Source organism: Mesorhizobium sp. B2-3-14 (assembly GCF_006442175.1).
Taxonomy (GTDB): domain Bacteria; phylum Pseudomonadota; class Alphaproteobacteria; order Rhizobiales; family Rhizobiaceae; genus Mesorhizobium; species Mesorhizobium australicum.
In genome coordinates, this window is the sequence record NZ_VFVP01000016.1 from 1 (window position 1) to 22,184 (window position 22,184).

General features: G+C 61.2%; 16 protein-coding genes. 9 read left to right on the top strand and 7 right to left on the bottom strand.

Annotation, left to right across the window (positions count from 1 at the left end; translation table 11 throughout):
* Nucleotides 1–1,545 precede the first annotated feature (1,545 nt).
* The 4 genes from FJ950_RS29975 (at nucleotide 1,546) to FJ950_RS27530 (ending at nucleotide 7,450) form a co-directional block, all read left to right on the top strand.
* Nucleotides 1,546–1,725, top strand: a complete 180-nt coding sequence (locus FJ950_RS29975; protein WP_246681389.1) for a hypothetical protein — start codon at nucleotides 1,546–1,548, stop codon at nucleotides 1,723–1,725.
* 223 nt (nucleotides 1,726–1,948) lie between these two features.
* Nucleotides 1,949–4,240, top strand: a complete 2,292-nt coding sequence (locus tag FJ950_RS27520; protein ID WP_140620142.1) for a peptidase domain-containing ABC transporter — start codon at nucleotides 1,949–1,951, stop codon at nucleotides 4,238–4,240.
* Nucleotides 4,241–4,324: 84 nt separating this feature from the next.
* Entirely contained in the window at nucleotides 4,325–5,686 is a 1,362-nt protein-coding gene (locus FJ950_RS27525) for an HlyD family type I secretion periplasmic adaptor subunit (protein ID WP_246681390.1), read from the top strand.
* 30 nt (nucleotides 5,687–5,716) lie between these two features.
* Nucleotides 5,717–7,450 carry a tetratricopeptide repeat protein gene (locus tag FJ950_RS27530; RefSeq protein ID WP_140620145.1) on the top strand — a complete coding sequence of 578 codons (1,734 nt, stop codon included), beginning with the start codon at nucleotides 5,717–5,719 and terminating at the stop codon, nucleotides 7,448–7,450.
* Between the two features lie 218 nt (nucleotides 7,451–7,668).
* On the opposite strand, the gene FJ950_RS27535 is transcribed toward FJ950_RS27530, so the two are convergent.
* Nucleotides 7,669–7,989 carry a DUF982 domain-containing protein gene (locus FJ950_RS27535; protein WP_140620147.1) on the bottom strand — a complete coding sequence of 107 codons (321 nt, stop codon included), beginning with the start codon at nucleotides 7,987–7,989 and terminating at the stop codon, nucleotides 7,669–7,671.
* A gap of 890 nt (nucleotides 7,990–8,879) precedes the next feature.
* Nucleotides 8,880–10,388: a phosphomannomutase/phosphoglucomutase gene (locus FJ950_RS27540; RefSeq protein ID WP_140620149.1), complete on the bottom strand. Its 1,509-nt coding sequence runs from the start codon at nucleotides 10,386–10,388 to the stop codon at nucleotides 8,880–8,882.
* A gap of 388 nt (nucleotides 10,389–10,776) precedes the next feature.
* Between FJ950_RS27540 and FJ950_RS27545 the strand changes: the two genes are divergently transcribed.
* From FJ950_RS27545 to FJ950_RS27560, 4 genes are all read left to right on the top strand, one after another.
* Nucleotides 10,777–11,010 carry a hypothetical protein gene (locus FJ950_RS27545; RefSeq protein WP_023781630.1) on the top strand — a complete coding sequence of 78 codons (234 nt, stop codon included), beginning with the start codon at nucleotides 10,777–10,779 and terminating at the stop codon, nucleotides 11,008–11,010.
* 1,174 nt (nucleotides 11,011–12,184) lie between these two features.
* Complete coding sequence (locus FJ950_RS27550) at nucleotides 12,185–12,409, top strand: hypothetical protein (protein WP_140620151.1); 225 nt, start codon at nucleotides 12,185–12,187, stop codon at nucleotides 12,407–12,409.
* Between the two features lie 771 nt (nucleotides 12,410–13,180).
* A complete protein-coding gene (locus FJ950_RS27555) occupies nucleotides 13,181–13,855 on the top strand; it encodes a response regulator transcription factor (RefSeq protein ID WP_246681391.1) in 675 nt (224 codons plus the stop codon).
* Between the two features lie 563 nt (nucleotides 13,856–14,418).
* Nucleotides 14,419–15,846, top strand: coding sequence for a glutamate-1-semialdehyde 2,1-aminomutase (locus FJ950_RS27560; RefSeq protein WP_140620155.1), 1,428 nt, complete (start codon nucleotides 14,419–14,421; stop codon nucleotides 15,844–15,846).
* A 167-nt stretch (nucleotides 15,847–16,013) separates the two neighbouring features.
* Here the strand turns inward: FJ950_RS27560 and FJ950_RS27565 are convergent, their stop codons facing one another.
* From FJ950_RS27565 to FJ950_RS27575, 3 genes are read right to left on the bottom strand one after another with little or no spacing between them, the layout of a single operon-like run.
* Nucleotides 16,014–16,667: a PIG-L deacetylase family protein gene (locus FJ950_RS27565; protein ID WP_140620157.1), complete on the bottom strand. Its 654-nt coding sequence runs from the start codon at nucleotides 16,665–16,667 to the stop codon at nucleotides 16,014–16,016.
* The gene (locus FJ950_RS27570) at nucleotides 16,664–17,479 is read right to left on the bottom strand and encodes a sugar phosphate nucleotidyltransferase (protein WP_023774755.1); all 816 of its coding nucleotides are present in this window, start codon (nucleotides 17,477–17,479) and stop codon (nucleotides 16,664–16,666) included. Before FJ950_RS27570 ends, FJ950_RS27565 begins: the two co-directional genes overlap by 4 nt.
* Nucleotides 17,476–18,771, bottom strand: coding sequence for a class I SAM-dependent methyltransferase (locus tag FJ950_RS27575; protein WP_140620159.1), 1,296 nt, complete (start codon nucleotides 18,769–18,771; stop codon nucleotides 17,476–17,478). The genes FJ950_RS27570 and FJ950_RS27575 overlap by 4 nt, the downstream gene beginning before the upstream one ends.
* A 315-nt stretch (nucleotides 18,772–19,086) precedes the next feature.
* On the opposite strand from FJ950_RS27575, the gene rfbC reads away from it, so the two are divergent.
* Entirely contained in the window at nucleotides 19,087–19,635 is a 549-nt protein-coding gene (gene rfbC, locus FJ950_RS27580) for a dTDP-4-dehydrorhamnose 3,5-epimerase (RefSeq protein ID WP_140620160.1), read from the top strand.
* Here rfbC and FJ950_RS27585 read toward each other — a convergent pair.
* On the bottom strand, nucleotides 19,630–20,943 hold the full coding sequence (locus FJ950_RS27585) for a DUF4910 domain-containing protein (RefSeq protein ID WP_140620162.1): 1,314 nt from the start codon (nucleotides 20,941–20,943) through the stop codon (nucleotides 19,630–19,632). The two genes, rfbC and FJ950_RS27585, sit on opposite strands and share 6 nt — an antisense overlap.
* Before the next feature lie 5 nt (nucleotides 20,944–20,948).
* A complete protein-coding gene (locus FJ950_RS27590; protein WP_140620164.1) occupies nucleotides 20,949–22,010 on the bottom strand; it encodes an NAD(P)-dependent oxidoreductase in 1,062 nt (353 codons plus the stop codon).
* Nucleotides 22,011–22,184 lie beyond the last annotated feature (174 nt).

A 22,184-nucleotide genomic window follows, 5' to 3' on the forward strand; every position in this document is an offset into this window, starting at 1 on the left:
ACCGGATCAACCGGCGCTACAGGATCTACTGGTGCCACAGGCTCGACCGGAGCAACCGGAGCCACGGGTGCGACCGGTGATACGGGTGCCACAGGCTCGACCGGCGCAACCGGAGCCACAGGCGCGACCGGTGATACGGGTGCCACGGGTTCAACCGGAGCAACCGGTGATACGGGCGCAACCGGATCAACCGGCGCTACAGGATCTACTGGTGCCACAGGCTCGACCGGAGCAACCGGAGCCACAGGTTCGACTGGCGATACAGGTGCCACAGGCTCGACCGGAGCAACCGGAGCCACGGGTTCGACTGGCGATACGGGCGCCACAGGTTCGACTGGAGCAACCGGAGCCACAGGCGCGACCGGCGATACGGGCACCACTGGTTCGACTGGCGCAACCGGAGCTACAGGCTCGACCGGTGCCACAGGGTCTACCGGGTCGACTGGAGCAACCGGTGCCACAGGGTCTACCGGTGCAACCGGAGCCACTGGCTCAACCGGTGCCACGGGTTCCACTGGCGCGACTGGTCATACCGGTGCCACCGGAGCGACAGGTTCGACCGGAGCGACTGGCTCGACCGGAGCAACAGGCTCGACCGGGTCGACTGGAGCAACCGGTGCCACAGGGTCTACCGGTGCAACCGGCTCCACTGGTGCGACAGGTCATACCGGAGCGACTGGCTCGACCGGAGCGACTGGCTCGACCGGCGCTACGGGGTCCACTGGTGCGACTGGCCATACCGGAGCGACTGGCTCGGCGGGTGCTACGGGCTCGACGGGTGCGACAGGTCATACCGGTGCAACCGGAGCGACCGGCTCAACCGGTGCCACGGGTTCCACTGGCGCGACTGGCCATACCGGAGCGACTGGCTCGACGGGTGCTACGGGCTCGACCGGTGCCTCTGGCTCGACCGGAGCAACAGGCTCGACTGGTGCAACAGGCTCGACCGGGGCGACTGGTGCCACCGGCTCAACGGGTGCAACCGGAGCGACTGGCTCGACCGGGTCGACTGGAGCAACCGGTGCTACTGGTGCGACCGGCGATACGGGTGCAACAGGTTCGACTGGAGCCACAGGCGATACAGGCGCCGCTGGTTCGACTGGAGCAACAGGCTCGACCGGGTCGACTGGAGCAACCGGTGCCACAGGGTCTACCGGTGCGACTGGCTCGACCGGTGCCACAGGCTCGACTGGTGCCACGGGGTCCACTGGTGCGACTGGTTCTACCGGGGCAACAGGTTCGACAGGCCCGACCGGAGGAACCGGTTCGGGTGGTGGTGACACTGGTCATGCCAACAACGGCCACGGCAACGGAGAACAGCCCGCGCCGGGTAATTCCGGAGATCATAACAATGCCGACAACAGCTCACACCAAGGTCAGGGCAACTCTGGCAACGGAAACGGCGGTTCCAAAGCCAACGTCACGGCCAGCACGCTGGGGCTCAAGGACACGACGCAATTCCTGCCGTCGAGCTCGACCGGCAACGGCAGTGACCCCGGCGGCCAAGCGTCGTTCCGCAACCTGATCGGGCTTGCAGCCACATCGGTGACGACAGACCTGCTCAATGTCCTCAAGACGATCAGCGGATCCGGTCAGAACCAAAACAAGCCGACGGGGGCGAGCACGGATCTTACCTCCGACCAGACCAAGCCTGGCGCCGGCTACGCCAGCAACGACCATACCGGCAAGACGACCCTGAAGGATCTCTTGAAGCCACATGAGTGAGCGGCGAACGGACTGGACGGTGACTGGTCAAAGTTGAAAAGGACGCGCGGGCTTTGCTGGAAATCGGCACCCCGCGCGTTCATCATGTCGAAAGAGGAAAAGCCATGAGAGTCGCGCTCCCGATCAGTTCGGAGTACAGTGCGTCATTGCCAGGAACCTCGGCAGAAACGCCTCGGCCCTGGGCCTTGTGGATCGTTGGCGCTGCGTACCGGATGAGAAGCCTGTGGTAAACGTTCCCGTAAATGCCGACAATCAGCCGCTCCGGATCCGCGCCGGCACCGAAGTAGAGGCTGCGGCGGACCAGGCGGACGGCCAGAATGCGCCCGGCGGTCCCGCCGAGCTCGACCAGCTCGGCGCGCGCCTCAAGGCCGTACTGCGGGCCGCCCGCTATCACGGCGTCGAACTCGATCCCTCGGAATTCAGGACGGCCAACCCGGTCCCGAGCGCCGCCGATCTCTCCGAGTGGGCGCAAAACGCCGGCATGTGGTCGCGCGCCATACGCATCCGCTGGGCCCACCTCTTGCGCTTCCAGGACACCGGACCGGTCGTCCTGTTATTCAACGATGGCGGCGCGGGTCTCCTTACCGGCGCGAGTGCCGAGCGCAACGTCGTCTTCCTCAAAAGTGCTGACGCGCCAGACGACGGCGAGGTCACCGCCGTCGACGAGCTGCGGCTGTCCCAGGTGTGGACGGGCGAGGCCGTGCTGCTGCGCCCTACTCGGTCGCATGTGGCAGCGGACGCGCCTTTCACCCTGCACTGGCTGGCCGAACTGGTGCGGCTCGAAAGCCGCCCCCTGCGCGACATCGCCATTGCCTCCTTCACGCTCAGTGTCCTTACCATCTTGCCGCCGCTGATGGTCATGACATTGGTCAACAAGGTGCTGCAGTTCAACAGCCTGTCCACTCTGGTGCTCCTGTCCGCGGTGATTGCCGTGGTTTTCGTCTACGAGACCCTGCTTGGCCATGCGCGGCGGCTGATCATCAACGTCGTCGGCGCCCGTCTCGACACCAAGCTGCATCTGCACGTCTTCAGCCGGCTCCTGCGCCTGCCGCTCGACTATTTCGAGCGCCATCCGGCCGGTGAGACGATGTATCACCTCGCCCAGGTCTATCGCATCCGCGAATTCCTGACCGGAAAGCTCCTCAGCACGTTCCTGGATCTGATCACGCTGTGCGTGCTGGTGCCTGTAATGTTCTATATCAACGCCACGCTGGCCTGGGTCGTGGTGGCCTGCGCGGTCGTGATCATGCTGATCATCCTTGCCTATCTCAAGCCGCTGCGCCGCAGGTACCAACGGGTGGTCGAAGCCGAGACCTGGAAGTCGGCGGCGCTCGGCGAAACTGTCGTCGGCATCAAGACGGTGAAGGCGCTCGGCCTTGAGCCCCAGCGCAAGGCGCTCTGGGATGAACGGGTGGCTGAAGCGGGAAAGGCCCGTCTCGCCTTCGGCCAGCTCGCCAGCTGGCCGCAGACCCTGGTCACGCCGATCGAACGCGTGATGGTGCTCGGCACCATGCTGATCGGCGCCTATCTCGCCATGAACGACCGGTCCGGCTACATGGTCGGCAGCCTGTTCGCCTTCATGATGATCTCCCAGCGCGTGGCGCAGCCGCTGGTCGGCCTGGCGCGACTGGTTGAAGACTATGAGGAGGTCGGAGCGGCGATCGGCGAGGCAGCGTCGGTTCTCAATCGGCCGCTGGAGAGCAGCTCGAATTCCACCGGCCTGAGACCCAAGCTCGTCGGCGAGGTGGCGTTCAGCGACCTGACCTTCGGCTATATCGCTACAAAGACACCAGCGCTCGACCGGGTCAGCTTCCACATCCCTGCCGGCACCATGTTCGGCATTGTCGGGCGCAGCGGGTCGGGAAAATCGACCATCGCGCGCCTCCTGCAGGGGATCAACCGTGACTACAGCGGCTTCCTCAAGCTTGACGGCGTCGACCTCAAGGAGATCAACCTGCGCCATCTTCGCCAAGGGCTCGGCGTGGTGCTGCAGGACAATTTTCTGTTCCGCGGCTCGATCCGTGACAACATCATCGCCGGGCGCCCAGGGCTGACGCTTTCCGACGCCATGCGTGCCGCGCATCTCGCCGGCGCCCAGGAATTCATCGAGCGGATGCCCAATGGTTACGACACCTACATCGAGGAAGGTTCGCCCAATCTGTCGGGCGGTCAAAAGCAGCGGCTGGCGATCGCGCGCGCCCTCATCCACGATCCAACAATCCTCATCCTCGACGAAGCGACCAGCGCGCTCGACCCCGAGAGCGAGGCAGTGGTCAGCGCCAACCTCATGCGCATCGCCAGCGGGCGCACCATGATCATCGTTTCGCACCGGCTGTCCTCGCTGACAGAATGCGACAACATCCTGGTCATGGATCAGGGTAAGGTGCTCGACGTCGCGCCGCACGCGACGCTGCTCGAGCGATGCACGCTCTACCGCCAGCTGTGGTCGCAGCAAAACCGGCACCTCGATGGCCGCCAAGGCCGTCCGGTCGCCATACCGCCTCGGTTGGTTTGACGATGCCAAGACAATCTACGCTTTCAGGTCCTGTAACCCATGAGTAGCACCTCGCTCATCGCCCTCCCCGCCCGGCGGCAGCGGATGGAAACGAGGGATCCAACAACCCCTGCCATACTGGAGTTCCAGTGGCCGTCAAGCGCCGTCACCAATGCACCCATTCCGCGCACGGCGCGCGCCATCGTCTGGATCATTGCGAGCCTCGTCATGGCGCTGATCGCCCTGGCAGGACTAATACCGGTCGATCAGGTTGTGACGGCAAGGGGGCTGGTGGTGTCAAACGCGCCCAACATCCTCGTGCAGCCGCTGGAGACGGCGATCGTGCGTTCCATCGACGTTCGTGAAGGACAGCACGTTCAGGCCGGTCAAGTGCTTGCTCGCCTCGATGCGACCTTTGCTTCGGCCGACCTGGCGGCGCTTGCGATGCAGGTTTCGACGCTTGAAGCCGAAGTGGCGCGCCTGAAGGCGGAAGCAGACGGCAAGGTCTTCAACTATGACGGTCTGGACCCAAGCTGGACCCTGCAGGCATCGATCTTTGAGCGCCGCAAGGCGGTCTACGACGCCAAGGTCGAAAATTTCGACCGCCAGCGCGACGAACTCGGTTCCGTGATCTCGCGTTCGCTGTCGGATGCCGACGGCTACCGCCAGCGGCTCGCTGTGGCGGCCTCGATCGAACAGATGCGCAAGCAGCTCGAAGCACGGCAGGTGGGCAGCCGCCTCAACACGCTGCTGGCCGAAGACAATCGCGCCGAAATGTCCCGGTCGCTTGGCAATGCCGAGCAGACGGCCCAAGCCGCAAGGCTCCAGCAGCAGGCCGTGGCCGCCGAGCGCGACGGCTACATCCAGGGATGGCGAGCCGATGTCTCGCAAAGTCTGTCGGAGGCGAGTTCGCGGATATCCGACGCGCGCGAACTTCTCAACAAGGCAAAGCTGCGCAAGCAGTTGGTCGAATTGAAGAGTGAAGCCGACGCCACCGTCCAATCGGTGGCCAAGGTCTCGGTCGGATCGGTACTGCAGTCCGGAGAGCGCTTGATTACGCTCGTGCCGGCTAACGCGCCGCTCGAGATCGAGACAAACATCGTCGGCCGCAGCAGCGGCTTCGTCCATGTCGGCGACCAGGTGGTCATCAAGTTCGACACTTTCCCCTATTCGCAATACGGGCTCGCGCATGGCACCGTGCGGACGCTCAGCCCGGATTCCTTTTCTGCCCAGGAGCAAGCGCGCGATCCGAACAGCTCGCTGGCTATGCTGCCTTCCGACGCCGAGCCGTTCTATCGCGTGCGCATTTCCATCGATCAGGTCGCTCTTCACGGCGTGCCTGCCGGTTTCACCGTCAGCCCCGGAATGCCGGTGACCGCCGACGTCAAGGTCGGTCGGCGTACTGTGCTCAAGTACATACTCGCAGTGATGCTCCCGGTCAGCCAGGAAGCGATGCGGGAGCCATAGAGGATCGGAGCAATCAGAGGTTCGGGATCGATGACAATTCTGCATCGGCTGGCTGGACGCGTCTCCCCGGCGGCAGCGTTGCGCCGGTCTATCCAGCTTTTCGACGCCGGCAAACCAGCTGAAGCCTTTCCGCTGGTGGCGGTAGCGGCGCGCGCGGGAATGGTCGACGCCGAATACCGGGTCGCGCGTTGCTATCTCGAGGGAGCGGGTGTGCCGCCCAGCCGTGTGGAAGGCGCGCGTTGGCTGCTGCGGGCAGCCAATCACGGCAACGCCGATGCGCAGGCGCTCCTTGCCGCTCTCTACGTGACCGGGCTGGTCCCGGCGGAAGCCGCCAGTAAAGGCGCCGGATCGGAAGAATTGTTCAAACGCGACCGCCCAGGCGAACCGGATTTCACGGCAGCGTTCGAACTGGCCACCAAGGCCGCCGAGGCGGGCTCGCCAACCGGACAGGCGATCCTTGGCTATATCCTCACCAGCGGCCCCAAGCCGATGCGCAACGCAGATGCGGCGCATCACTGGTACGAGAAGTCGGCTTCCGCCGGCTGTGCCGAAGGATGTCTTGGCCTTGCCCTGTCGCTCGCCCGGTGTGGCAATCGCGAACACCGGGTCAGGATTGCGGCCGAGGTACGACGCGCGGCCGACGCCGGCCTGCCGACCGCAACCTATCTTCTGGCGGTCCTCACCGAGCACGGGCTCGGCGTCTCACGCGACCTGGCGGCCGCCGCTCGACTCTATCAGGCCGCCGCAGAGAAGGGCCTTCCCTCCGCACAGTTCCGGCTGGGCTTGGCACTGATTGATGGGGGCCTCGTCGACCATGATCCCGCTGCCGGCGAGGCCTGGATGCGCAGTGCCGCCTTGGCCGGCAACAGCGAGGCCGCCTATCTCCTGGGCGATCGCTATGTGAAAAACCAGCGGCCCGATTTTGCGGAAGCGGCAAACTGGTATCGGCGGGCGGCCGAAGCGGGTCACCAGGCCGCCGCCCGCGCCCTGGCCTCTCTCTACCTAACGGGGAACGGCGTGGCTGAGGACGTCGAAGAGGGAGCACGCTGGCTGCGCGCCTCTGCCAATGCCGGCAATCAGGACGCACAGATCGACCTCGCCAATCTCGTCCTCGGAGGAGCCGGCGAGCCGGACGACGGCGCAAGCGTTGCCGGTTGGTTCGAGGCCGCCGCATCATCGGGCGACCTGATTGCAGCATTCAATCTCGGGCTCTGCTTCGCCAACGGCGTTGGCGTGCGCCAGGACGAGGCACAAGCGGCGCAGTGGCTGAGGCGGGCCGCCGAAGGTGTCGCGGAGGCGCAATATATGTATGCCCGCCTCCTCCAGGATGGCCGCGGCGTGGCGACGGACCCAAGGCAGGCCCGCCTCTGGTTTGCCCGGGCGGGCAAAGCCGGCGTCCTCGACGCACAGGTCGCGCTTGCCGAGATGCTGCTCAACGGGCGCGGTGGCGCACGCGAGCCAGAGGTCGCAACGCAGTTGTTCAAGCAGGCCGCTCTCGACGGCCACGCTGGGGCGATGTTTGCACTAGGTGCGCTGTACGGTGCTGGCCAGGCCCTGCCGGTTGACCACAAGGCGGCGCAGAAATGGTTCGCCGCCGCTGCCGCGCGTGGTCATGGCCAAGCCCAGCTCATGCTCGGGCGTTACCTCGTCGATGGCCTGGCCGGGGAGTGCGACCCCGCGGCCGGCCGGGTCTGGCTCGAGCGCGCGGCTGCCTGCGGCGTCAGTGAAGCGGCCGACGAACTCGCCGAGCCCATATCTGGTTGAGCTTTGCCGATTTTGTCAACAAACCGTCAGGCTCGTCGCGGGACCGCCCGCCGAGGTGGCCTCGTGCGGACACGTCCAGAGCTTGCAAGCCACCGGGGTGACCGCTGCGGTCATCGCCTGAAGCGCTTCGCGTCGAGACGGATTTCAGGCGACGCGCTTTACGTAGGTCTTATGCGTGTCGCCTTCCCAAAACCGAAGTCACTGTTGGCCACCGTGCACTAGCCATCAACCACGACTTCTGACCGTCTGTCATAGGCTGTCATCCACTCTTCTGCAGCACCACCAGAGGACACGATTTCCTCCGCGGCGAGAATTCCCTGAGATCGAGCAAATGCCTCAAAGGCAAGGCGAGCCGTTTCCGCATCTTCGTCGTCTGCAAGGGCAGACCGGAAAAGCGCAAGTGTGGCCGCATGTGTTGGGCTGCGGAACCCGACCCATTCGTCGAGAAGCTGATAGGCATCCATGACAGATGACACCTCATGCGCAAAGCCAAGTCCCACAATTACATGAACCGGGCGGGTGAAGCGCTTGGGCGTCATTGTTGAGCTCCGTTTCGACGACCGTAGTCAGAGTGCCACTAGCTCAGCACTGAGGTAACCGGGCCAAGGACCATTTGTGGCCTCAGGATGCATCATAGTCTGGCAAATATTCAAGTAGGTCTTACGGACTAAGAGCCTCCGACGAATTCTGAAGTCGCGCCTACTTCCGGCAGCTGCCATGGGCCGCGGTGCGGGCCGTTACCTAAATTGCTCTTTTCAGATGGCTACATACAGCTTGCATACTGCCCGCAAATCGTTCGCCTGAGGAAGGTGCATGGCAGCCAATTGACAATCGTGGAGTACAGCTTGCCATTACGGCTCGCGATCACGTCAACAGAAGCACCTGATCTTGGCGTTTGCTGTCGGCCTGGCAAAGGCCGCCCGCCGGCGCGATGCTACTGCCCGTCTTTGACGTCGGCTCGCACGAGCCGCCCTGTCCCAAACAGGAGCGCGAAACGGTACACTTTTGTCCGACCCGTTCTTACACGCCGCATTTCTGGGCGGCAAAGGGCGCGCGAGAGCGCCTCGGCTCGCCTTTCGTCAATCTCCAGCATGACATTCTCGCACGTGTCTGAAGCCCCACACCCAGGGCATCTCAGGACATTCGAGGGTCGTGTCTCATCGCCGACAAGAGCAAGTTTGCACCTGTTGCAGCCGAGCCGCGGTGTGTTTGAAATCATGATGGTTATCCCAGCGCTCGCCAAAGGTTCACCCCTGACGCTGGATGGGAGATGCAATTGAGGGACCATTTGCGGGTGGCCCATTACGGCACACCTTTGACGCTGCGAACCCCGGCAGAGCCTGCCCTGGAGCCTGAGGATGCAAGAGCCCGTCGTCCCACTTTGCAATAGTCAGTTGCACCAAGCCGCCATTCTCGCCGCTTGGCCCGCTCAAAAAGTTTGGTTATAGGCGCCGACTTCCGGACTGCGGCGCAACACGGCGTCGACGGCATCGAACATCTGGCGGCGACGCTCGGACGAGACCGGACTTTCGACGACCACGACCAGTTCCGGCTTGTTCGACGAGGCGCGCACCAGACCCCAGGTGCCGTCCTCGGCAACGACCCGCACCCCATTGACGGTGACGAGGTGGCCGATCTTTTGGCCAGCGAAACTGTCGCCGTCCCGCTTCAGAGCCTGGAAATCGGAGACCACCCGTTCGACCACGCCGTACTTCACATCGTCCGCGCAGTGCGGCGACATGGTGGGCGTGCCGAAGGTCAGCGGCAGGGCCCTGTAGAGATCGGCCATCGAACTGGCGGGGTTGCGGTCCAGCATCTGACAGATGGCGATTGCCGTGACCAGTCCGTCGTCATAGCCGCGCCCGATCGGGGGGTTGAAGAAGAAATGGCCCGATTTTTCGAAGCCGGCGATCGCGCCGAGTTCGGCAACCCGGCGCTTGATGTAGGAATGGCCAGTCTTCCAATAGTCGGTAACAGCGCCATTGGCGCGCAGCACCGCGTCGGTGTTGAACAGTCCGGTCGACTTGACGTCGACGACGAAGGTCGAACCCGGATATTGGCTGGAAATGTCGCGTGCCAGCATGACGCCGACCTTGTCGGCGAAGATCTCCTTGCCTTCATTGTCGACGACACCGCAGCGGTCACCATCGCCATCGAATCCCAACCCGACATCGGCCCCTGTCTTCAGCACCTTGTCTCGGATGGCATGCAGCATCTGCATGTCTTCCGGATTGGGGTTGTAGTTTGGAAACGTATGATCAAGCTCGACATCGAGCGGGATCACCTCGCAGCCAATGCGTTCCAGCGCCTCAGGTGCGAAGGCACCAGCAGTGCCATTGCCGCAGGCGGCGACCACTTTCAGCTTACGTGTGATGCGCTTGTCTCGGGTCAGATCGTCGAGATAGGTCTCTCGAAAGTCGGAAACGAAATCATAAGAGCCGCCGCCAACAAGGTCGAAATCGCCGGCCAGCACGATCGCCTTCAGCGCGCTCATCTCCTCGGGGCCGAAGGTCAGCGGCCGCGCCGCTCCCATCTTGACGCCGGTCCAGCCATTTTCGTTGTGCGAGGCCGTGACCATGGCCACCGACGGCGTATCGAGCGCGAACTGCGCGAAATAGGCCATCGGCGACAGCGCCAGACCGATATCCTTCACCCGTGCGCCGGTCGCCATCAGCCCGGAAACCAACGCCAGCTTGATGCCAAGCGAATAGGAACGGAAATCATGTCCGGTGACGATGTCAGGCCCAACCCCGAGACGGCGGATCATCGTGCCGAGCCCCATACCCAACGCCTGGACGCCGATCAGGTTGAGTTCGGGCGCGACCTGGCCAAACCACCAGCGCGCGTCATATTCCCTGAAGCCGCATGCCTTGATCAGCGCAGAGGTTTCAAACGCGAAGGTGTTGGGCCGGGCTTCGGCAATGAAATTCAGAGGCACGAAAGGAAACTCCGCACGATGAAAACGACACGAATGCGCTTGTCGAGGCGGTAGCTTACCGGAACCGTTCCTCAGGCCTATCTATCAGTTTGGTTGAGCCTGCTCAGGCTCGACGCCTGCTGCGGCCTTAGCGGGCCGACACTGCTTTTGAAAAGGCGATGGCTGTCGCTTTCCCGACGGTGCAGAAGGCGAAGTCTCGGGAAACGGTTTTGTCGGCCAATCGAACCTTTTTAATATTTTGTGATCAACCGGATTTGAGTTCTCCACAACCGTCTCCGGTTGACCATCTGCGGTTGCTAGAATCTTGTGGGCGAATGCCCTAAGCAGCCGTGAGCAAGATGCAAAACCCCGCTTTGACGAGCGGTTTGTTGTTAAGCGCGGATGCAAAATGCCACTGTTTTTTTTCGATGTCCGGGACGGCAAATCCCATTTTCCCGACACCGAGGGCACCCATTACGTCGGTGCGCTTGAGGCCCGGGTAGACGCAGTCAGAATGCTGGTCGCCATGGCACAGGACGAAGTTCAGGGCGAGCTGCAAAGCAAGCTTTCGGTAGTCGTATCCGACGAAAGCCGTAGGCCCGTGATGGAAGCAAATATTGATTGCAATATAAAAGTCTTCTGAAAATCCCCAAACCCGGCATCAGCTTCGCACGGATGAGTTGCCCCGCAACGATGTAACCGTCGGATGCGCAGGTCAGGTCAGGCAGGCGTGTGGCGCCAGCGTGTTGCACTTGTTCGGCACAGCCCGTAGGCTGCGACCAGCTTTTGGCGGCAACCCTCCTCTTCTTGCCAGGCGACCGGCGCCCCAGCCAAGGGCGATCGAGCCCAGGCTCGCCGGTTAGTCAATATCCCCGTCCATTTTGAACATGACCGGGCCCTGACACATTGCCAGCAACCTTTGCCGTCGCAAAGCCAACTCGGCGGAACCGGAGTACACGACTTTGGCCGCACCGTCGCCGGACGCCGGGCTAGATCGCTCGAATGCCGCAATGCCGCGCCGAGCACTGACTCTCGTGGCGCAAACGACTGCAAGTGCAATGAAAAAGAGGATGCCTGGATCAGCGCTGCCGCCCGATACCGACATGGCAATTATGCTTGCAAGGGCAGCATTCCTGACGCTGACCACGACGGCGTCTGTTTCTGGGGCCACCCATTGCCGAACCGCCCCCAGCCCCCTAGCCAGGACACACAGCAGGACACCCATCATCAGCGACCCGAACAATCCCAACTGGGAAAGGACAGCGATCGGCCAACTCGATGCTCTTGAGCTGCCGAACCCCACACCCAGGCCGCTGGTATCGAGAAACGACTTCAGGCTCTTTACATTCCAATAGGTGGGCGGATACAGCGAGCTGTCCGATCGCTAATCTTTCGACAGCTGGATGTCCTGAGCAAGTGAGTCAAAGGGGGTAGCCTTCCACCGGCGATGGTAGAGCGCGCCAATGCTCGTCCCCACATCCCTTCCGTGGCCTTGATAGTCAAGGTGGTGGCGTGCGCTCAAAAGCGCTTGGCGTTGAGTGATCGAATGTCCCCATCAACGTCGCGCCAAAACATGCACCTGAGCACAATTCGACAACAAACAGGTCTGCGACGGAGGCGCGAAGCGGGTCGTACCCTCCCGCGAATGGCTAAGCCCTGGTTCCGGCGGGCCCCCTAAAGAACGCCTCGACCCGGGAAGCCGACGACCTTACTACAGTCGCACGCAGTTTTTTGCTTTCAGCCAGGAAACTCTCTGTCAATGCAGGCGCGTAGTAGGCCAGGCAGCGGAGAATTCCACTACAGGGAGGAGAGGCGATATGACCAGCCATGGAGTATATCGCGCGTTAGGGCTCAAGCAGGTTAGGAAACTCAAGGAGGTTTACGAGTGTGCACGGGCCGTGAAGGCCACCTACCCTGAGAGCCATATCGCCAGCAAAGCCGCCAAAAGGTTGATCGACGCCTTCGAAGCCGATGTCCAGAATGCCGGACCTGTTCTGGACGCATCTTGGCTGACCGAGAATGATCCCCAGGGGACCGCCTGAGCCCGAGCTATACATGGCGTAGCTGTCGGTGTAAGTGCGGCGGCACCGTGTGCTGCTTCGGACCTCATGTCCGCTAGGGATGCTGGCGGATTTGCCTTCCCCTTTCCGACCAAACGAGCTGGCATTTGCCACAGCGTCCAAGGAGCGCCATGGAGTTGCCCTACGCGGTCCTTTGGCTGAGCGTTGCGCGAAGCAGGCGCTTAGATGACAGTGGCGGCGCCTATGCAGTCAACCGATGCTTTGGTGATACGTGGCTATTGACTGCCGGAGGGGTAGTCCTCGGCTACGCCTATGGGATGAGGACCGCCGAGGCCAGCTGTCTTCGGATGGGTTCACCTTCGCAGCGTTGCGATGTCCTGCGGTATTCAGACGCTCCACAACATCCATCGACGGGCCAGCTCGCATGTTTACCTAAAACGGTAGCGTCCGCGGCGGGGCTAGCCGTTAGTGTTTTTCGCACATTCAAAAATTTAACCAAATGTTAATCTAAGTTAGCGCTGGCTCATAAATAGCCCATAAGCTTAGGTTGTTCTGGTTGGGATTGGGAACAGGGAACAGCAGTGAGTGCAAAGCTGGGCAAATTCCAGCTGAAGCTCCCAAAATGGTGGGCGCTATTTTTAAATTTCTGGAGGAACTGAAGAGTGAGGGGCTAATTGGCCGCCGCAGGGCGGATCGCGTGGAAAAAGGGTGGGTAAGTGTATGGGCTCCACAGTAGGACTGCATAAATATACTTCGGCAGATCAGGCAGAAATCCCGTCAAGCGGAGCGGGAATGGTGCAGCGAGCAGGCAGGGAATGTCTGCTCATCCTGGACGGCAGGGCGCTCGACCGCGAATGTCTCGCATCGGCGCTGGACGACCACGATCTCGGCCTGGCCGTCGAGGCCATGGGATCGATTGCCGAATGGCGCGCCAAAGAGGGGATGACCCTTGCAGCCATTCTCTTCAACCTAGGTGGCCGGAAAGTCACCGACCAGGGTATCGCGGACCAGATCAGGCGAATTTCGAGCGAATTCAAGTCAGTGCCCGTAGTGATTTTGGCGGACACCGAAGACCTCGCACAGATACTGACGGCTCTCGAATGTGGCGCGCGTGGCTACATTCCAACCTCTGTAGGGATCGATGTCTGTGTCGAGGCAATCAATCTTGCGGCAGCGGGAGGCATCTTCGTTCCGGCAAGTAGCGTTCTGTCTATGCGGCACCTGATAGATTCAGGCAGCCGTGATGCGCCTTTGACCGGCATGTTCACGCTCAGGCAGGCTGAGGTCGCGCAGGCGCTCCGACGCGGCAAGGCCAACAAGATCATCGCCTTTGAACTGAACCTGCGCGAAAGCACGGTGAAGGTGCACATCCGCAACATCATGAAGAAGCTCAAGGCGACCAACCGCACGGAAGTCGCATACAAGGTCAATGATCTCTTCGCGGAAGGAACTGCGGCTGAACGGTGATCGCAATCACACGCCGCCTCCCTCAATGTACGATCGCGGTCTTGTTGTAGCGAACGCACCAAGCGCGTCGCCGTCAACGAAAAGCCCGCCACGGTAGCGACCCGGGCGGGCTTCATTCTGAGCGGCTACATCCCGGGGGAATCGACCGCTGCTAGCTGTTTACCATAAGATTCTTTTTCGTGAATGGCGTGATCACGCAGGGGACTGCTATTTGGCAGGATCGCCTGGAATTTCCGGGTTGTCCGCGGGTCAGAGGTCGTAGTTCGCGGCAGCCGCGGCGCAAATGCTCATCAGCATTTCGGACATGCCGGCTGTTCGCCCAGGGTCCCAGTGTTGAGCCTGGTTCAAGCAACCTACGCTGGATTAGCTGCTCCCGGCCGCAGGCAACGCTGCGCGAATTCATTCGCTTGCGCCTTGATACTGCTTGTCAGTTGCGCGTTTGCCGCACAAGACCGCACAATCGGGCCAACCATCCACCATAAGTGCTAAACCGGTGACCTTATGGAGAACGCGAAAATCCAGGCTCAGACATCTAGACTTTCTGTCGAACTGGAGCAGTCCGCATGCCTGAGCAAAGCCTCTGTTTTCGCAAATCGGGACGCCTTCAAGAACGTGGCCGCGAGCTGATCCCGGGCGGCAGCCACACCTACGCGAAAGGCGAGGATCAGTATCCCGTTCTCGCGCCGGGCTTTATCGAACGTGGTCTGGGGTGCCACGTCTGGGATGTCGATGGAAACCAATACATCGAATACGGCATGGGCAACCGTTCCGTCGGGCTGGGGCATGCGTACCCAACGGTGCTCAGGGCGGTGGAGGCGGCGCTTGCAGGCGGAGCCAACTTCACGCGCCCCGCAAGGATCGAAGTTGACTGCGCCGAAACCTTCCTTGAACTTGTCGGCGCGCAGATGGTCAAATTCTGCAAGGACGGATCGGACGCGACGTCAGGCGCCGTCCGCCTTGCCCGCGCCTACACGGGTCGCGATCTCGTCGCGTGCTGCGCCGACCACCCTTTCTTTTCGACAGACGATTGGTTCATCGGCACCACACCGATGAATGCGGGAATTCCAGAAGCGGTTCAAAACCTGACCCTCACTTTCCGGTACAACGACATCGCTAGTGTGAAGGATTTGTTCGACAGGCACCCGGGTAAGGTAGCCGCTCTGATCCTGGAACCTTCCCGTGGCGACGATCCGGCCGACGGCTTCCTGCATAATGTCCAGCGTCTTTGCCGGGAAAATGGCGCGCTGTTCATTCTCGACGAAATGATCACCGGGTTCAGGTGGCATGCAGCGGGAGCACAAAGGCTCTATGGCATCGAACCGGACTTGTCGACATTCGGCAAGGCTCTTGGCAATGGTTTTTCGGTCTCCGCCCTGGCAGGCAAACGCGAATATATGCGGCTGGGTGGGCTCGAGCATACGGATCGCCCCCGTGTCTTTCTGCTGTCGACCACGCATGGTGCGGAAACCCACGCGCTTGCCGCGGCCATCGCGACCATGCGGGTTTATCAGGACCAGTCCGTCATCGAACACCTGCACCGTCAGGGAACGAAATTGAAGGAAGGCATCACGGAGGTTTGCAGACGCCATGGACTGGATCGGCACTTCAAAGTTGTCGGCCGTCCCAGTTGTCTCGCCTACGCCACGCTTGACCAGGACGGCAAGCCCTCACAGACATACCGTTCCCTGTTCCTGCAGGAGACGATCAAGCGTGGTGTCCTCATGCCATCTCTCGTCGTCAGCTACACGCACGACGACGCGTCGGTCATGAAAACCATAGACGCCGTCGATGGTGCTCTGGGCGTGTACGCGAAGGCCATGGATTCGGGAGCAAGCCAATTTTTGGTCGGCCGCCCCTCGCAGATCGTGTTTCGTCGCTTCAACAATGGCGATGCACAGGCCCAGATATCGGCCGTCTCACAGAACCCTCGGCCAGCGAGCAGTGAGACCAAACGACAATCAGAAACCCGCGGGCTCGTACCCACTTCATGAGCCGGTAACCCCGATCTGGCAGCGTGGTGCGCCAAAAGTGTCGTGCGAAGATCGCCAACCACGTCGAGAATGGCTCCTGAAGGCAAAGCCCGACCCGAAGTCTTCCCCAGGAACCATGCGCCCCCTCGGCTCAGACAAGCCCTCAAGCAAATCGGGACGGAAATCCGCTAAAGAAGTCTGGCTTTTCTGAGTGTAAACGCCTCGGCGAAATGTTCCGGGGCCCTGCACTCCATCCCGCGCAATCGCGCCAGCCCCGCGAATGTGTCGCGGTCGAACCAGTCCTTGGAGCGTTGCGTGCCGAAGTGCTGTTGCAGGAGCTCGATCTTGCGTTCCAGCACTGCGGCAGAGAGCGGCACGTAGGCATTTGGCTGGCAAAGATCGCCATCCCATTTGGGAATCTCGTATTCGACCACAAGATGATCGCGAAAGACATTCCAGGTCAGTTGATTGACCTCCCGATGGTCTTGATGGGCATCGAACCTCGCATGGGTCAGCACCAGGTCGGGATGGACGCGAGATCTTAGATCTATCAACCGCTGCTTTATCGCCCGGCTATGGGCCGGGAAATAGCTGTCTTCGAAATCCGCGATGTCGATTACGGACGACTTCGATCCTTTCAGGAACGCTTCGGCCGAAGCGCGGGCCTCGACCGACCGCTGGCCGCCGGCGCTCAGCACACACCAGTGGACGTCCAGTTTCACCCCCGACGCGATCAAACCAAGGATAGTGCCGCCGGCGCCGATCTCGATGTCATCGGAATGGGCGCCAAGGCAGAGGATCGAGAGTTCCTCCCCGCCACGTGCGAGGCCAAGCCCTCTCATGAAGCGGCCATCACCAGACCGCGCCTGGTTTTCTCGGCGGTAACTTTTCTATTCCAGGGCATGTCGCCCCGTTCGACCATGTCTTCGAGCGATTGCCAATCGCGTAGCGTATCCATCGATCGCCAGAAGCCATCATGTTTGTACGCCATGAGCATGTTGTCGTCGATCAGTCGTCTGAAAGGTTCCAGAACGAGCTCCTCGCCATCGCGCATATAGTCGAAGATTTGCGGGCGGAACAGGAAGTAGCCGCCGTTGATCCAGATCTCCGAGGTATCAGTTGTGCGGAACTCACGCACGCGACCGTCTTCCGCGATATCGGCCAAATGGTATGTCAGTGGTGCGCGCACTGCGAGAAAACAACCGATCTTGCCGCTGGCTTCGAATTTCGCCACCACGTCGTCGAGATCGACGTTGGTCAGACCATCGGAGTAGTTGGCCAGGAACATCTTCTCGTTCTTAACCTGGTCCCTTGCCGCCCAGAGGCGTTCGCCGATATTGCGCCAGACCCCGGTATCAAGCAGGGTAATGCTCCAGTCCTTGACCTGGTCTCCGAGCAGTTTCACGTCTTGACCTCCTTGCGTGACCACGCAATCGGAAAAGGTCTGCGGCCGTGTGTTGAGGAAGAAATCCTTGATGACATTGGCTTTGTAGCCCAGGCACAAGACGAATTCGTCATGTCCATAATCGCTGTACCACTGCATCACATGGCGCAGGATCGGCTGATGGCCAAGCGGGATCATCGGCTTGGGTATACTGTCGGAATAGTCGCGGATCCGGGTTCCGCGACCGCCGCAGAAGAGGACAACTTTCATCTGCCTAACTCCGATGGATCGATCACCGCCACAAAAGGAATTGGGACCACAAACCTTGCACCCCAGGAGGCGACATGGCGCATCTGTTCGATGATCTCGTCCTTCAGGTTCCACGGCAGGATGAGGATGTAATCTGGCCGGACTTCGTCGATGGCCTCGACGGATTTGATCGGGATATGCATCCCCGGTGTGAAGCGACCATGCTTGTAAGGATTACGGTCGACCGTGAAGTCAAGGAAGTCGGTGCCGATAGCGCAGTAGTTGAGCAACGTGTTGCCCTTGCCTGGAGCGCCGTAGCCACAAATCTTCTTCCCTTCGTTTTTGGCCGAGATAAGGAACGCCAACAGGTCGCGCTTGGCGCGCTGCGCCTTGTGACCGAAGGAGGCATAGGTAATCATCTCCGTTAGCCCGTGCCGCTTTTCTCGGGCGAGAAGTTTGCCCACGCTGTCATCCACGCCCCAGCGACTGCCATCATGGGCGAGATAGACGCGCAGCGAGCCGCCATGGGTGGGCAACTCCTCGACGTCGATCAGCCGCAATCCGTGGCGCGCCGCCATAATTTCGATCGTCAGCAGCGAGAAATATGAAAAGTGCTCATGATAAATGGTATCGAACTGGTTCTCCGCCATCAGCCGCTCGATATGCGGAAATTCGAGCGTGACCACGCCCTCAGGCTTGAGCAGGATTCTTATCCCGGCGACAAAGTCATTGAGGTCCGGGACCTGTGCCAGGACGTTGTTGCCAATGATCAGGTCGGCGCGACGTCCTTCCCCGACCAGTTGATTTGCCAGCCGGACCCCGAAGAAGTCGACCCGGGTGGACACGCCTTTCTCGATCGCGGCGCGCGCAACATTGGCTGCCGGTTCGACGCCCAAAACCGGAACGCCCAGTGGCAGGAAGTGCTGCAGCAGGTAGCCATCGTTGCTTGCGAGCTCGACCGCAAGACTGTCACGGCCAAGCCCAAGCCGTCTGGTGATGGCCTCGCAATACACTTTCGAATGAGCCACCCAGCTGGACGAGAACGAGGAGAAGTAGGCATATTCGCTGAAAATGGTCTCGGGGCTCAGATACTCCTTGAGCTGCACCAGGTAGCAAGTGTCGCAGACAAGCACGTTGAGCGGATAGTAAGCTTCCATTTGGTCAAGCTGCTCGGCCTGCAGGAAGCTTTCGCAAGGCGGGGACATGCCTAGATCCACCAAGGTGTGGCGCAGGCGCGACCCGCAGAGCCTGCAACCGACATCCCGGCTTGCCGCACCGTGACCGCGAACGGTTTCGATAGCCTGAATATTCATTCCCCGCTCCTGTCTTCTACCTAACCCGCGGGTCCGCTCCGCAGAACCCATGCCTGCCGCGCCTGAGTAGGCACATGACGGCAGGTTAGGATCCGGCCCTCTCCGCTTCGATTTGCCAATCCGTCGGGCGCGTTAATCCTTATAGCGAGCCGGCGGCGGTGATCCCGACGCCAGGCTCGCCGAACGGGTAGTCAGCTTTCATCCGCACATACCGCTATCGGAGAGGCCAGCTAAGGCTTAGGTAGCCCTTACAGCGTGGGCTGGCGACGCTGACAATTGATGCGGCAGTCTCGCTCGGCGCCGGGGAGTCAAGGCATGCAGTTCACCGAAACGGAGCTTCAAGGGGTCTGGGTGATCGAGCCTACTCCCATGCTTGACGACCGTGGTTCTTTCACCCGCCTTTTCTGTGAGAAGGAGATGGCCGATTGTGGTCTGGCGACGCGCTTTGTCCAGCACAGCCGGGCTCATTCGATCAAAAAGGGAACTCTCAGGGGGCTGCACTACCAGGAGGAGCCTTACGCAGAGGTCAAGCTGGTCTCCTGTGTCCGCGGCGCGATTTTTGACGTCGTCGTGGACCTGCGTCCGAATTCGCAGACACGCTACAAGTGGCTTGGTTTCGAGCTGACTTCCGAAAACATGAAGCAGCTCTATATCCCTGCCGGCTTCGCCCACGGCCTCCAGACCCTAACCGACGGCACCGAGGTCTCGTATCTCATATCACAGTTCTATACGCCCAACGCGTCGACCGGCGTCCTCTACAATGACCCCACCTTTTCCATCGCATGGCCCTTGATGCCGACGGCCATGTCGGAAAGGGACAAAAGTTGGCCCCTTGTCAGACGGCGAACCGTAACGGCCTCATGAGGCTACCAGGAGCTCATGTTCCAACAGCAGTTTCGCAGCGGCGGCCAGTTCCTTGAAGGGCAGGTTCGAGCGCTCCGCCATGGCCAGGAGCGAATGCTGCCCATCGGCGAGGTTCAGCACCCAAAGCAGGGACATCGACGTCGCCCCCGACGACTTCTGCCCTCCCACGGCTGCATAAAGGCCGCGCTTGCCGAGCTGCGGCTCGCCCTTGGGCAAGCGGTTCAACGGCGTCCAGTCCTCTTCGACAATGTCGATCACCTCCATCAAGATGCGGAAGGAATCCTCGAGATGCTCTGGGCTGATGAAGTCAAGATTGTCGGCCGATGTGTGGTATTCGGGAAATGTGCCGTGGACGCTTCGCTGGAACATGCCGACCGGAAGATTGAAGCCCGGCGAACAATACTGCCTCTCGTCATAACCATATGGGGAGAAATCCATCAGCTTTGCCCCGGCGCGATGCCCCAGCACGTGGGACATGGCTCGGTCGATGAAGGCGTCGCCGCGGCGGCTGCGCTTGTATGCCGGGCCTCCTGAATCGCCAACGCATGACAGCACCAGACCGTGGTCGATGAGACATGTTCGGTCCTCATTGCGCGACAGCCACGCGAGCGCGCCGATCGTGCCGGGAGCGAATAGGAAGCGGTAACTGTACCGTGTCTTCCTTGCCTTGAGACCTCTCGCCAGCATCGCCAGCAGCGCCAAGCCCGAACAGTTGTCGTTGGCAAGTGAGGGATGGCAAATGTGCGCCGAGAGGAGGAACTCCCGCTCGGTCTGACCGCGGTGCAGGTATTCGCCGTATGTGAGACTGCCGTCCTCGAGCTCGGCGTCGATCTCCACATGGTAGAAACCGTCGGGCAGGTCAGCCACACCGACGTGGGCTGCGCAGAAGCCCCAGGTCGGGGCGTAATAGCTGGTCCGGTAGGGGATCAGTTGCGGCTGATCGGGCAGCGTATGAATGTGCGGCCTCAGTTCGGCGAGCGTCAGGATCCCCTTGAACGGCAAGCTGTAGTTGACGACGTGCAGGTTGGAGTCCGCAAAATCGAGGACCGTATGTCCGTCCGGGCCTGTGATGGTTGCCGAGCGTATGTTCCATTCCTTTGGAACGGTCCAGTCGAACAGCTGCGTCCCGGTGGGCACTTCGTGCCGTTCCAACTCGATATGCTGTGACAAGACATCCAGCGTTGCTCGCACGCCGTTTCCCGTGATGCTCCGGCAGATGGGAAACAGACGTTCGGCCAGGCCATAAATCTCGTGACCGATTCCGGTTGCCGGCGGCGGCCCGATCCCGGCGGGGTTCAGGTGTTCCATCCAGCTTATCCGAGCGCCTCCTCCAATGGCTTGGATACTCCAGCGACCCGCATCCGCTCGTCCAAAAGTCCGCTGGTCAACAGATGCCTGATATGACCGATACGCTGGAAGCGCGGCCCCTCGAATTCCTCCAGCGTGACATTCGACTTCCGGTATGCCTGGTAGAGTTGCTCGGCACCCTTGCGCGCATCCCATTGTGGCCTGAAGGCAGGCAGGGCAAGCGCGATCTTGTCGAAGTTGACCCGATAGGAGCGTTTGTCGGGTCCGGCGTCGGGCGCGAGTTCAAGCCGGCAATCGGGCACGATCTCGGCGACGATCTCGGCGATGTCCCGGATCCTGTAATTGTGGTCGGTTCGTCCCACATTGAAGGCTTGATCGTGAATGGCCTCGCGGGGCGCCTCCAGCCCGGCAATGAATGCCCTGGAAATGTCCTCGATATGGACGATCGGCCGCCACGGTGTTCCATCGGACTTCAGGAGGATGACGCCTTTGGTGACCGCCCACGCGACCAGATTGTTCAACACGATGTCGAAACGGAGCCGCGGCGAGAGCCCATAGGCCGTGGCGGGGCGGAAATAGGTGGGAGAAAAGCTGTTGCTGGCCAGTTCGGAAATATCCCGTTCTGAAAGGACCTTGGACCAACCATAGGGCGTTACCGGATTCAGTTCGCCAGTTTCATCGACCATCCCGTCGCCCGCCTGTCCGTAATTGCTGCACGACGAGGCGAACAGGAAGCGCGACACGCCGGCGTCCTTGGCTGCCTTGGCAAAGCGGACGCTCCCCTGATGGTTGATTTCATAAGTGATGTCCGGATCAAGGTCGGACAGCGGATCATTGGAAAGGGCCGCAAGGTGGATAACGGCATCGAACCCTTCGAGGTCGCGCGCATGCACGTCCCTGACGTCCTTTTGGACGGATGGAATTGAAGCTCGCTCGCCCCCAGCGGCAAAGGTGCAGCGCCGGTAGAGATCGCTGTCATACCCCGTCACCGAATGCCCGGCACGAAGCAGCATCGGCACCATCACCGACCCGATATAGCCTTGATGGCCGGTTACCATGACTTTCATCGCGCATCTTCCTCAAGCAGATAGTGATGGTGCAGAGCCTACCGAGGCTCAAAGAGCTGGGCGAGAACGCCAATAGGCGGTCGGAATGCCCTGTTGGACGAGGCCCTGCCGCCGAATAGGTCATTCGGTTGGTGCGCGCCTAATCCTTTCGGATGTTGTCTCAGGGACCGCCGA

What these genes read in the sequence shown, in the direction of transcription:
- FJ950_RS27575 (WP_140620159.1), bottom strand. Translation starts at nt 18,771, where the DNA reads ATGAATATTCAGGCTATCGAAACCGTTCGCGGTCACGGTGCGGCAAGC.
- FJ950_RS27545 (WP_023781630.1), top strand. Translation starts at nt 10,777, where the DNA reads ATGCCACTGTTTTTTTTCGATGTCCGGGACGGCAAATCCCATTTTCCC.
- FJ950_RS27535 (WP_140620147.1), bottom strand. Translation starts at nt 7,989, where the DNA reads ATGACGCCCAAGCGCTTCACCCGCCCGGTTCATGTAATTGTGGGACTT.
- FJ950_RS27585 (WP_140620162.1), bottom strand. Translation starts at nt 20,943, where the DNA reads ATGGAACACCTGAACCCCGCCGGGATCGGGCCGCCGCCGGCAACCGGA.
- FJ950_RS27530 (WP_140620145.1), top strand. Translation starts at nt 5,717, where the DNA reads ATGACAATTCTGCATCGGCTGGCTGGACGCGTCTCCCCGGCGGCAGCG.
- FJ950_RS27555 (WP_246681391.1), top strand. Translation starts at nt 13,181, where the DNA reads ATGGTGCAGCGAGCAGGCAGGGAATGTCTGCTCATCCTGGACGGCAGG.
- FJ950_RS27590 (WP_140620164.1), bottom strand. Translation starts at nt 22,010, where the DNA reads ATGAAAGTCATGGTAACCGGCCATCAAGGCTATATCGGGTCGGTGATG.
- FJ950_RS27550 (WP_140620151.1), top strand. Translation starts at nt 12,185, where the DNA reads ATGACCAGCCATGGAGTATATCGCGCGTTAGGGCTCAAGCAGGTTAGG.
- rfbC (WP_140620160.1), top strand. Translation starts at nt 19,087, where the DNA reads ATGCAGTTCACCGAAACGGAGCTTCAAGGGGTCTGGGTGATCGAGCCT.
- FJ950_RS27570 (WP_023774755.1), bottom strand. Translation starts at nt 17,479, where the DNA reads ATGAAAGTTGTCCTCTTCTGCGGCGGTCGCGGAACCCGGATCCGCGAC.
- FJ950_RS27560 (WP_140620155.1), top strand. Translation starts at nt 14,419, where the DNA reads ATGCCTGAGCAAAGCCTCTGTTTTCGCAAATCGGGACGCCTTCAAGAA.
- FJ950_RS27525 (WP_246681390.1), top strand. Translation starts at nt 4,325, where the DNA reads ATGGAAACGAGGGATCCAACAACCCCTGCCATACTGGAGTTCCAGTGG.
- FJ950_RS27565 (WP_140620157.1), bottom strand. Translation starts at nt 16,667, where the DNA reads ATGAGAGGGCTTGGCCTCGCACGTGGCGGGGAGGAACTCTCGATCCTC.